General features: G+C 60.8%; 7 protein-coding genes and 1 tRNA gene. 3 read left to right on the forward strand and 5 right to left on the reverse strand.

Annotation, left to right across the window (positions count from 1 at the left end; translation table 11 throughout):
- Window positions 1–84 precede the first annotated feature (84 nt).
- From glgA to glgB, 5 genes are all read right to left on the reverse strand, one after another.
- Window positions 85–2,349, reverse strand: a complete 2,265-nt coding sequence (gene glgA, locus I4W07_RS07095; protein ID WP_196026087.1) for a glycogen synthase GlgA — start codon at window positions 2,347–2,349, stop codon at window positions 85–87.
- A gap of 89 nt (window positions 2,350–2,438) precedes the next feature.
- Complete coding sequence (gene glgD / locus I4W07_RS07100; RefSeq protein WP_196026088.1) at window positions 2,439–3,566, reverse strand: glucose-1-phosphate adenylyltransferase subunit GlgD; 1,128 nt, start codon at window positions 3,564–3,566, stop codon at window positions 2,439–2,441.
- Between the two features lie 4 nt (window positions 3,567–3,570).
- On the reverse strand, window positions 3,571–4,719 hold the full coding sequence (locus tag I4W07_RS07105; protein ID WP_006233920.1) for a glucose-1-phosphate adenylyltransferase: 1,149 nt from the start codon (window positions 4,717–4,719) through the stop codon (window positions 3,571–3,573).
- A 108-nt stretch (window positions 4,720–4,827) separates the two neighbouring features.
- Window positions 4,828–7,254, reverse strand: coding sequence for a glycogen/starch/alpha-glucan phosphorylase (locus I4W07_RS07110; RefSeq protein WP_196026089.1), 2,427 nt, complete (start codon window positions 7,252–7,254; stop codon window positions 4,828–4,830).
- A 94-nt stretch (window positions 7,255–7,348) separates the two neighbouring features.
- Window positions 7,349–9,610, reverse strand: coding sequence for a 1,4-alpha-glucan branching protein GlgB (glgB, locus tag I4W07_RS07115; RefSeq protein ID WP_196026095.1), 2,262 nt, complete (start codon window positions 9,608–9,610; stop codon window positions 7,349–7,351).
- 331 nt (window positions 9,611–9,941) lie between these two features.
- On the opposite strand from glgB, the gene I4W07_RS07120 reads away from it, so the two are divergent.
- The 3 genes from I4W07_RS07120 (at window position 9,942) to I4W07_RS07130 (ending at window position 11,514) form a co-directional block, all read left to right on the forward strand.
- On the forward strand, window positions 9,942–10,631 hold the full coding sequence (locus I4W07_RS07120; RefSeq protein WP_196026090.1) for an HAD family hydrolase: 690 nt from the start codon (window positions 9,942–9,944) through the stop codon (window positions 10,629–10,631).
- 9 nt (window positions 10,632–10,640) lie between these two features.
- Window positions 10,641–11,282, forward strand: coding sequence for a thiamine diphosphokinase (locus I4W07_RS07125; protein WP_196026091.1), 642 nt, complete (start codon window positions 10,641–10,643; stop codon window positions 11,280–11,282).
- Window positions 11,283–11,441: 159 nt separating this feature from the next.
- Window positions 11,442–11,514 (forward strand) — tRNA-Ala (locus tag I4W07_RS07130).
- Window position 11,515 lies beyond the last annotated feature (1 nt).

Raw genomic sequence — 11,515 nt, forward strand, 5'->3', positions numbered from 1 at the left:
TTTTAGCAACTACCTACAGAGAAGGGGCGCCCAGTTGAAGCGCCCCTTACTTAGGGTTTGATGAGGTTTTGAATCGTCTGTAGGCTAGCGGCGCTTGCGGGTGGCCGTTGCCTTGCGGACGGATGTCTTCTTGGACGGGGCTTTTTCCTTTGCCGGAGCGGCGGGGGAGACCGGAGTCTCCTTGGCGGGCTCGGGCTTGACCGTAGCCTTCGGTGCGGCCTTGACCTCAGCGGCCTTCGGTGCCGGCTTGGCTTTTACCTCGGCCTTGGGCTCCTCTTTGGCAGCAGCGGGCTTAGTCTCTGCCTTGGGAGTCGTGTTCTTTGCCGTGGTCTTCTTGGCCGTCGTCGTGCGCTTTCGCGTGGTGGTCTTGGCGGTGGGCTTTGCCTCGACGGGCGTCTCCTCGACTTTGGAGGCCGGCTTTGCGGCCGCTTTGGTCGTGGCGGCCTTGGTCTTGGTCGACTTTGCGACCGTGGACTTCTTGGCGGTCGTGGTCTTGGACGCCGTCGACTTCTTGGCAGTGGTCTTGGCCGGAGCCTTAGCGGCCGGCTTGGTCTCAGCGACCTCAGCCATTACCTCGGGAGCAGCCTCGGCTTCGGCGGCTTTCTTTGCAGTGGCGGTCGTACGCTTGCGCGTGGTCGTTGCCTTGGCAGCAGTCGTCTTTGCTGCGGCGGTCTTGGTGGCGGCAGCCTTGGTTGTCGTAGCCTTCTTGGCGGTCGTCTTGCGGGTCGTGGTCTTCTTAGCTGCGGGCTTTGCAGCGGGCTTGACCTCGGCCTCTGCCTCAGGAGCAACCTCAGTCTTCATCTCAGGCTCGGCCTTTACGGGCTCAGCCTCAACCGGCTTCTCCTCAGCCTCAGGCTCGTCGACAACAGCCGCCGGCCTCTCAATCTCCGGATGCATAAAGAAGTACAGGTCCAGATATTTATCGGCCGAGCGCGTCCAGCTAAAGTCCTGGCTCATGGCCTGCGTGACCAGCTGGTTCCAGGCGTCGCGGTTATCCCAGAACAGGCGCGCCGCACGGAATACCGCGTCGCCCATCTCGTCGCCGTTAAAGTTGCTAAACGAGAAGCCCGTGCCCTCGCCGGTAAACTCGTTGTACGGGATCACAGTGTCCTTCAGACCACCGGTTTCGCGAACAATCGGCAGGGTGCCGTAGCGCATGGCGATAATCTGCGACAGGCCGCAGGGCTCAAACTTCGACGGCATCAGGAACATGTCGGCGGCGGCATACATGCGCTGCGACAGCGCCGGATCGAACTCGATGCGCGCGGCCATGGTGCCGGGGTACTTGTCCTGGAAGTAGCGCAGGCCGTCCTCGTAGTCGCGGTCGCCGGTGCCCAGCACCGCCACCTGCACGCCGCCGGCCAGAATGCGGTCGAGCGCGTACATGACCAGGTCTAGGCCCTTCTGGCGCGTCAGACGCGTGACCATGACCATAAGCGGACGGTCGTCGCGAACCTCGAGCCCTAGCTCTTCCTGCAGCTTGGCCTTGCACACGGCCTTGCCAGAACGGTCCTCGACGGTGTAGTTGGCGGCAATGCGCTTGTCGGTCGCCGGGTCAAAGCCCGTGACGTCGATGCCATTCAAAATGCCCTGCAGCGCGTATGAACGCTCGCGCAGCACACCGTCCAGGCCCTCGCCAAACTCGGGCGTCTGAATCTCGTTGGCATAGGTGGGGCTCACCGTAGTGATGGCGTCGGCATAGCGCAGCGCGCCCAGCATGTAGTTGATGCTGCAGGCGTCGCAACGCAGCTGCGAGGCGGCCGCCGGAATATGCGCCACACCCAGGATGTCCTCCATCACGGTGTCGCTAAACTGGCCCTGGAACGCCACGTTGTGAATCGAGAAGACGGTCTTAACGCGGTCGTACAGCGGCAGGCCCTGGTAGAACTCGCGCAAAAACACGGGCGCCAGCGCCGTCTGCCAGTCGTTGCAGTGCAGGATGTCGCACTCAAAGCCGGCCGGCAGGTGCTGCAGGCTCTCGGTGATGGCCTTGGAGAAGAACGCAAAGCGCTCGCCGTCGTCAAAGAAGCCGTACGGATAGTCGCGTGCAAAGTAGCGCTCGTTGTCGATGAACATATAGGTGACGCCGTCGTGCTCGAGCTTCTCGAGTCCGCAGTACTCATTGCGCCAGCCCAGGCTCACGTAAAAGTCGGAGAAGTGCTCCATCTGCGCCTTGTACTCGTCCTTGATGGTGGCGTACTTGGGCACCATCACGATGACCTCGGCGCCGGCGCGCACAAGCGCCGCAGGCAGCGAGCCCGCTACGTCACCCAGGCCACCGGTCTTCACAAACGGCGCGCACTCGGCCGAGGCAAACACGATCTGCATCTTTTTGCTGGAATCAGCCATATTGTCTCCCTGTTGCAATTCGAGAATAGCCGCCTGGCGCGAGCCGGGCGGCTATTCTACATGTTACGAGCGATGTTGCGGTGCCAACGTTAACGTACGATGGTGATATCAGAAGTTAACGGGGCCTTTCCCAGCACCAGGATGTTCTCGGGTGTGCCGCGAAGCTCGGTGTTGGTGGGAACCACGTTGTTCTTGTCCAGGATTGCATTCTCAACGCGGGCGCCGCTCTTGATGATACAGCTCTGGTTGATTATCGAGTTGGTCACCGAGGCGCCTTCCTCAACCACGACGCCGCGCGACAGGATCGAGTTACGCACGGTGCCCTTGATGATGCAGCCGGCCGAGATGATCGAGTTGCACGCGTGGCTGCCGGTCGCATAGCGCGAAGGCGGCACGTCGTGAGCCTTGGTCAGAATCGGGCGCTCGGGGTCAAAGAGCTGGTCGGCCACGGTCTGGTCGAGCAGGTCCATGCTGCGGCGATACAGCGACTTCTCGCTAAACACGCCCACGACCTCGCCCTTGTACTCGTAGCTGCACACGTCGATGTTGCCAAAGTCGCCCTGGAGTGCCTCGAGCAGGTCCAGATAGTCGGCGGCCTGGTAGTGGTCGATGATCTCGAGCAGCGTCTCGCGGTTGACGATACAGCAGTCCATAGAGGCGTTGTCGCCGTACACGACGCCGGCGCTCACGCCCGTCAGGCGACCGTTCTCGTTGATCTGCAGCTTGGTCTCGTCATCGACGTTGCGCGTAGCCTTGCAGTACACCACGGTCATCTGGGCGCCGGAGTTCTCGTGCGCGTCGATGATGGTGTTGAGGTCCATGTTAAAGATGATGTTGGTGCCCATCATCACAACATAGGGCTTGTCCGAGCGCTGGAACAGCGTCTTGTTGGAGATGATGTCGCGCAGCAGGAAGCGCATGCCGCCCTTGGTGGTGCCATATGCGTTGCCGGGCACCATGAACAGGCCGCCCTTCTTGCGGTCCAGGCCCCAGTCCTTGCCCGAGCCCACGTGGTCGATCAGCGAGCGGTAGTTGCCCGGCATGACGACACCGACGGTCTTGATGCCGGCATTCATCATGTTGGACAGCGGGAAGTCGATCAGGCGGTAGCGGCCCAAAAACGGGACGGACGCGATGGGGCGGTCCTTGAGCAGCACGCTGCCGTAGGTCGAAGAGTAGTTAGCGGTGATATAACCGATGGCCTTGCGATTGATCATCGGATCATTCCCCCTTCCCGATAACGACGTCATTTCCAACGACGGCCGTATCCTTGGTGGTATCGACAGAGCCGAGCTTCACGCCCTCTTCGACCGTGGAGTTCTCGCCCAATATAGCGCGGCAGATGTGCGCGCCGCTCTTAACGTGCGCACCTGGCAGCAGCACGGAGTCCTCGACCACGGCGCGCTCCTCGATGATGACATCGGTCGAAAGGATCGAGTGGCGAGCGGTGCCGTAGATCTTGCAGCCGTTGGAGACCAGGCAGTCGTCCAGGCGGCCGTCCGGGCCAATGTAGTGCGGCGGACGCGTGGTGATGTTGGACATGATGGGGAAGTGCTTGTCGAACAGATCGAACTCTGGGTTGTTGCCCAGCAGGTCCATCGAGGTCTCGTGGAAGCTGGCGATGGTGCCGACGTCCTTCCAAAAGCCGTGGAACTCGTAGCTGTACAGGCGCTTGCCCTCGCCGAGCAGCTTGGGGATGATGTCCTTGCCAAAGTCGTGGCTCGAGCGCTGGTCCAGAGCGTCCTCCTCGAGCGCCTCGATCAGCACGTCGGCCGAGAAGATGTAGATGCCCATGGACGCGAGGTTCGAATCGGGCTTATCGGGCTTCTCGGTGAACTTGGTGATGCGGCCGTCCTCGGGGTCGGTGGTCAGGATGCCAAAGCGGCTGGCCTCCTCCCACGGCACGGGCATAACGCTCACCGTGAGGTCGGCGTTGTTCTCAATGTGCGTCTTGAGCATCTTGCGGTAGTCCATGCGATATAGGTGATCGCCCGAAAGAATCAGGACGTACTTGGGGTCGTTGGCCTTGATGTAGTCGAGGTTCTGCGTAATGGCGTCGGCCGTGCCCGCATACCAGGCGCCACCGGTCTGCGTCTCGTACGGCGGCAGGATCGACACGCCGCCGTCGCGGCTGTCCAGATCCCACGCCTCGCCGGAGCCCACATAGGCATGCAGCAGGTAGGGGCGGTACTGCGTCAGAACGCCCACCGTGTCGATGCCCGAGTTGGAGCAGTTGGACAGCGAAAAGTCGATAATGCGGAACTTGCCACCAAAGCTAACCGCCGGCTTGGCGATCTTTTGGGTGAGTGCCCCCAATCGGCTGCCCTGTCCTCCTGCGAGGAGCATCGCGATGCATTCTTTCTTACTCATCGATTTCTCCTTCTGTCATCGATGTTCCTAAACCCATTAGCGACGGGCGCGGCGCAACGTCACGCCCGTCGAGTAATGCCGTGCTGGCATAGGGGAGCTCGCGCGCCTTTACGCGTGCCAGATCTCGTCGCGGTACTCGCGAATGGTGCGGTCGCTCGAGAACCAGCCCGAGGAGGCGGTGTTGAGCAGCGCCTTGCGATTCCAGGTCTCCTGGTCGCCGTAGCTGTTCGTGAGCTTCTCCCAGGCGTCGACGTAGCTGCGGAAATCGGCCATGACCAGGTCGGGGTCGTTGTTGTTCATGAGCTCGTTATAAATGCTCTCGAAGTTGCCCGAAAGACCCGCAAAGGTGTTGTCCTTGAGCTCGTCCATCACGCGGCCCAGGCGCTCGCGATCGCCGTTGAGGGTATCCCACGCAAAGTAGCTGTTGGATGCCCAGAGCTGCTCGACCTCGGGAGCGGTCAGGCCAAAGATGGCCTCGTTCTCGCGGCCGGCCAGGTCGGCGATCTCGATGTTGGCGCCGTCGAGGGTGCCCAGCGTAATGGCGCCGTTCATCATGAGCTTCATGTTGGACGTGCCCGAGGCTTCCTTGCCGGCCGTGGAGATCTGCTCCGAGATCTCGGCGGCAGGGTAGATGAGCTGGGCGTTGCTTACGCGGAAGTTGGGGATAAAGCAGACCTTCATGACCTCGTTGACGCGCGGGTCATTGTTGATGACCTCGGCGACGGAGTTGATGAGGCGGATGGTCTCCTTGGCAAAGGTGTAGCTCGAGGCAGCCTTGCCGCTGAAGATGAAGGTCGTCGGCGTCACGTGGAAGTTGGGGTCGGCGATACGGCGGTTGTAGATGTCCATCACCTTCATGATGTTCATGAGCTGGCGCTTGTAGGCGTGGAAGCGCTTTACCTGAACATCGAAGACGGTGTTGGGATCGATGACCAGACCAGTCTCGGCCTTAACATAGGCGGCCAGACGCTCCTTGTTGGCGCGCTTGGAGGCACCCACGGCCTTCAGGAACTCGGTGTCGTTCTGGAACTCTTTGAGCTTCTCCAGCTCAAAGGCGTCCTTAAGCCAGCCGTCGCCAATGGCCTCGGTCACGAGCTTGGCATAGGTGGGGTTGGCCTCGGCAAAGAAGCGACGGTGCGAGATGCCGTTGGTCTTGTTGTTAAACTTCTCGGGCGTCAGGGCGTAGAAGTCCTTGAGCACGATGTTCTTGATGATGTCGGAGTGGATCTTGGCCACGCCGTTGACGCTGTGGCTGCAGATCACGGACAGGTTGGCCATGCGAATCTCGCCGTCCCACAGGATGGCGGTCTGGCGCAGACGCTCCTGCCAGCCCTCCTGAGTGGTGTCGAACGACTCGTGCCAACGACGGCTGATCTCGTCGATGATCTGGTACACGCGGGGGAGGAGCTTGGAGAACGTGCCGATGGGCCATTTCTCCAGAGCCTCGGGCAGGATGGTGTGGTTGGTGTAGCTCACAACCTGCGTCACGATGTTCCAGGCGTCGTCCCACTCGAGCTTCTTCTCGTCGATGAGGATACGCATGAGCTCGGGGCCGCACATGGCGGGGTGCGTGTCGTTAGTATGGATTGCCACAAACTGCGGAAGCAGCTCCCAGTTCTCGCCGTGCTCCTTCTCAAAGGTGTCGAGCAGGCTGTAGATGCCGGCCGAAACAAACAGGTACTCCTGCTTCAGGCGCAACAGACGGCCGTGCTCGCCGGCGTCGTTGGGGTAGAGGATGGCGCTGATGGCCTCGGCCTCGGCGCGCTCGGCATCGGCCTGGGCATAGTCGCCGCGGTTGAAGGCCTCAAGGTCAAAGTGCTCCTCGACCGGCTCGGCAGCCCAGACGCGCAGCTTGTTGACGGTCTCGCCGGCATAGCCCACCACGGGGATGTCGTAGGGGACAGCCAGGATATCCTGCGTGTCCACCGTGCGGTAGAACGTGCGGCCGTTCTCCTCAAAGCCCTCAACACGGCCACCAAACTTGATGGTCACGGCCTTGTCCTGACGACGGACCTCCCAGGGATAGCCGTGGGTGAGCCACTCGTCAGTGGCCTCGACCTGGCTGCCGTTGACGATCTCCTGCTTAAACAGGCCGTAGCGGTAGCGCATGCCGTTGCCGTAGCCGGCAATGCCCTCGGCTGCCATGGAATCCAGGAAGCATGCGGCCAGACGGCCCAGGCCACCGTTGCCCAGCGCCGGATCGGGCTCCTGGTTCTCGATGACGGACAGGTCAAAGCCCATGTCGTCGAGCGCCTCGGCGACCATGTCTCGCACGCCAAAGTTGAGCAGGTAGTTGTCGAGCAGGCGGCCGATCAAAAACTCAATCGAGAAGTAGTACACGCGCTTCTTGCCCTCGGCGGTGGCGCGGGCGTCGCTCTTGGTGGCAACGGTGCGGGCCTTCTCGGCCACGAGCTTGGCCAGGGCGTTAAAGCGGTCGAGGTCGCTGGCGGCTTCGACGCTCTTGCCGCTGATGCTCATGACGGCATCGCGATAGAGCTCGGTAAACTCCTGCTTGTTGTCGAAGATCTTATTCATACGTTCCTTTCCCCCGGGGATGTTTCTCCCGGAACGGTTATGACATGTATCCTACGCCCCCACGGGGCGGGTAATTACAGTGGTAACGCCTTTGTTACGCTTTCTTGGCAGGAGCCTTAACAGCAGCTGCCTTAGCCTTGGGAGCAGCCTTTTTGGTGGCTGCCTTTTTGGCCGTGGTGGACTTGGTCGAAGCCTTGGCAGCGGGCTTGGCAGCCTTCGCCTTGGCCGGAGTCTTCTTGGCAGCCGCGGTCTTGGGCTTTACCGAGGACGCACGCTTGCGCGTCGCCTTCTTGGGGGCCTCGACCACGGGCGGCTTATAGCTGCTGGGGCCGCGGCGCTTAAGCACCACGCCTGCCAGGCCGGGCACCTTAATCTCGATGGAGTCCATCTGCCCGTTCCAGGGATAGGGCTCGCTCGAGCAGGTGTAGGGTTCCTCACCGGCGTATCCGCTGCCGCCAAACTCGGGACGGTCGGAGTCAAAGATGACCTCCCAGTCACCCTCACGCGGTACGCCCACGCGGAAGCTCTCGTAGCTTGCCGGGTCAAAGTTGATCAGGATCACCAGGTCGTCATCGACGTCCTCGCCCTGACGCACAAAGCTCACGATGGACTGCTTGGAGTTGTCCGCGTCGATCCAGGTAAAGCCGTCGTCGGTATAGCCGCGCTCGTACAGGGCGGGCTCGGCGGTGTACAGGTGGTTGAGCGCCTTGATAAACGCCTGATGATGACGGTGGGTCTCGTACTCGTCGGTCAGGAACCACTGAATGGACTCGTAGTAGCGCCATTCAATAAACTGGCCGATCTCGTTGCCCATAAAGTTGAGCTTGGCACCGGGGTGTGTCATTTGATAGAAAGCCAGCGTGCGCAGGCCGGCAAACTGGCGCCACCAGTCGCCCGGCATGCGGCCGATCAGCGAGCACTTGCCGTGCACGACTTCGTCGTGGCTCAGCGGGCAGATGAAGTTCTCGGTAAAGGCGTACATGATGGAGAACGTGAGCAGCCCGTGGTTGCCGGGGCGCCACGGAAAATCGGTCTGCATGTAGTGCAGGGTGTCGTTCATCCAGCCCATGTCCCACTTGTAGTGGAAGCCCAGGCCGCCGTCCTGCGGCGGATAGGTCACGAGCGGCCACGCGGTGGACTCCTCGGCCATCATCATCACGTCGGGGTAGTGCGCCTCCACGGCGCAGTTGACCTGACGGATAAACGCGCTGGCGTCCAGGTCCTCCTCGGTACCGTACTTGTTGAACTTCTTTTGGCCCGGATCGTCGATGCCAAAGTTGAGGTACAGCATACTGGACACGCCGTCCATGCGAATGCCGTCAACGTGGAAGTTCTCGAGCCAATACAGCACGTTGGAGACCAGGAAGGAGCGGACCTCGCCGCGGGCGAAGTCAAACTTGTGAGTACCCCAGTTAGGGTGAATCTCGTGCTCAAACAGCATGTGGCCGTTAAAGGTTGCAAGGCCGTGGGAGTCGGCGCAAAAACCGCCGGGCACCCAGTCCATGATCACGCCGATGCTCGCCTCGTGGCACGCATCGATAAAGTGCATGAGCTGCTGCGGGTTGCCGTAGCGCGACGTGGCGGCGTAGTAGCCGGTCGTCTGGTAGCCCCAGGAGCCATCGAAGGGATGCTCCATAAGCGGCATGACCTCGATATGCGTGTAGCCCATGTCGCGCACGTAGTCCACGAGCTCCACCGACAGGTCGTCGTAGGTGTAAAACTCGCCGCGCTGCGCGGGGAAGGGATCCATGGGGCCGGGGTAGTTGCCGTACTCATCCGGCTCGCCCTGTGGTGCGTCGCCGTGGCGCTTCCACGAGCCAATATGCACCTCGTAGATGTTAAGCGGCTGCGACATATGGTTGTGGCCGGCGCGGCGCTTGAGCCACGCGGCGTCGTTCCACTTGTAGCCATCGAGGGTCCACAGCACGCTCGCGGTGCCCGGAGGACACTCGGCCTTAAAGGCGTACGGATCGGCCTTGTAGAGCTTTTCGCCCTCGTTGGTCTCGATGAGGTATTTATAGAGCTGGCCCTGCTCGGCACCAGGAATAAAGCCTTCCCAAATAGCGCTCGTATGCACGGGCACCAGCGGGTTGGCTTCCTCATCCCAGTCGTTAAATTCGCCAATGACATGGACGCTCTTTACGTCGGGCGCCCAAACGCAAAAGCGCCAGCCGCGCGTGCGCTGCTGCGTGTCGGGATGCGCGCCCATCTTTTCCCAGCTGCGCTCCCACATTCCAATGCCAAACAGGTAGACATCGTCCTTGGAGAGCTCCGGTGCGTGCGGGGCGGCTTTACGGGTTGCGGGCTTTTTAGCCGTTGGCTTTAGCTTTGTATCGCTCACGTTTGATCCCATCATGACGCGGCAGCGTGTTGCCTTGGTGACTAGATGCGAAAGGTCCAAGGCTGCACGAATCGAAGGGACGGCGAAGTTTCTGTGATTCGTTCCACCTCGCGTGCTCGGTGGAACTTTCGGCAGAAACTACGATAACACCTGTGCGTTAGCTTTATGGACGAAAGCGGATTTGCGGGGGCGTTTAATCGGTAAGCGACATGTTTATACCACTGGCAGAATTGCCGTGGTAAAACTCTTGACAGTTTTACCAATTAGGGTTTCAAAATTGTTAGCCTGACGTTTGGTAAAACGTTTTTAGCAGGTTGTTTACCATTTGACATCGAAAGGTTCGTTTATGTCCCATACCGCCGCTCCCAAGGTTGCTTTTATTTTCGATTGCGACGGCACACTGGTTAATAGCACCCCCGTTTGGGCCTATGCCCAGCCCGAGTTATTACACCGCCACGGTGTCGACGTGACGGTCGATGATTTTGCCCAGTTTGAGCATCTGTCGCTGGAGGATGAGTGCCAGGCCTACCACGACACGTGGGGCATTGGCGCGAATGGCGAGGAGCTGTATCGCGTGCTGAGCGACATTCTGATCGATGGCTACTCCAAGGTGCCGCCGCGCGAGGGGCTCCTGGCTTTTTTGGAGCAGGCGAAGGCGGCCGGTATTGCCATGTGCGTTGCCACATCCACGCCGGCCGAGCTGGTTAAGTCCGCGCTCGCTGGTGCCGGGCTCGACGCCTACATGGAATTTGTTACCACGACAGGCGAGGCGGGACGCTCCAAGCAGTTCCCCGATGTGTACGAGCTGGCGCTGCGCCGTCTGGAGGAGCGCCATGGGCACCAGTTTGAGCGCGCTTGGGTGTTTGAGGATGCGGTCTTTGGCCTAAAAAGCTCTGGGACCGCCGGCTTTAAGCGTGTGGGCATCTATGACCCGCACGGCCGCATGAAGCGCGACGACGTGCGTGCCAACTGCGATATCTTTATCGACAGCTATGAGGACCTTGATCTGGCCCGCGTGCTTTCGTTTGAGGGATAGGCGAGGGCCGTGGCTTGCAAAGTACTTGTGGTCTGCGGCTCGCCCGTGGTGGCGAGCGCGGATCTGCTGCGTCGGCTGGCAGGGGAGTGCGACCACGTTGTCGCTGTGGACCGCGGGCTCGACGCGCTGCTGGGTGCGGGGCTGGGTTGCGACGTGTATGTAGGAGATGCCGACACGGTGAGCGACGCCGGCCGCGCGTTGGTCGATGCCGCCGAAGCCTTTGAGGTAGAGCGCCATAGCCCCTACAAGGACTATACCGATCTGGCGCTGGCGCTCGATTCCGTCCGCCGCCGCTGGCCGGGTGCCGAAGTGGTTGCGACCTGCGCCACCGGCGGCCGTCCGGACATGGCCTTGTCCGTACTAGGGTTGCTCGCGGGCTACGAGGGCGCCCCAGTCTGGATTGCCGAGGACAAGGTGGTCGCCCGTATTCTTCACGCAGACGAGTCGTGGACCATCGAAGGTGCCGAAGGCAAGACGTTCTCCATCATCGCCATAGCCCCCAACACCGAGGTAAGCGAACACGGCCTAGAATGGGAGCTAGATCACAGCCCCCTGGGCCTGTTGGCCGACACGGGCATCAGCAACGTCGTCAGGTCAACAGCCACGATCCAAGTCCACACCGGCACCGCCATCGCTTACCTCTACAAGTAAGGCCTATCGCATCAGGGTTTTATCGGGACGGTGGATAGAAATAAGCGCTCGAAGAGTGATTATTTCTGCCCCGTCCCAGGAAAACCCGTAAGTAAGAGATTCAACCCAAAAAAGTCCTTGCATCAAAGAAAGTCTTCCCCTATAGTATCACCTCGTCACGGGGGCGTAGCTCAGCTGGGAGAGCGCTTGACTGGCAGTCAAGAGGTCAGGGGTTCGATCCCCCTCGTCTCCAC

Origin of the sequence: Collinsella aerofaciens, assembly GCF_015670745.1 — a bacterium.
GTDB lineage: Bacteria > Actinomycetota > Coriobacteriia > Coriobacteriales > Coriobacteriaceae > Collinsella > Collinsella aerofaciens_T.

Coding starts and splice junctions, on each gene's coding strand:
- glgA (WP_196026087.1), bottom strand. CDS start 2,349: ATGGCTGATTCCAGCAAAAAGATGCAGATCGTGTTTGCCTCGGCCGAG.
- glgD (WP_196026088.1), bottom strand. CDS start 3,566: ATGATCAATCGCAAGGCCATCGGTTATATCACCGCTAACTACTCTTCG.
- I4W07_RS07105 (WP_006233920.1), bottom strand. CDS start 4,719: ATGAGTAAGAAAGAATGCATCGCGATGCTCCTCGCAGGAGGACAGGGC.
- I4W07_RS07110 (WP_196026089.1), bottom strand. CDS start 7,254: ATGAATAAGATCTTCGACAACAAGCAGGAGTTTACCGAGCTCTATCGC.
- glgB (WP_196026095.1), bottom strand. CDS start 9,610: ATGATGGGATCAAACGTGAGCGATACAAAGCTAAAGCCAACGGCTAAA.
- I4W07_RS07120 (WP_196026090.1), top strand. CDS start 9,942: ATGTCCCATACCGCCGCTCCCAAGGTTGCTTTTATTTTCGATTGCGAC.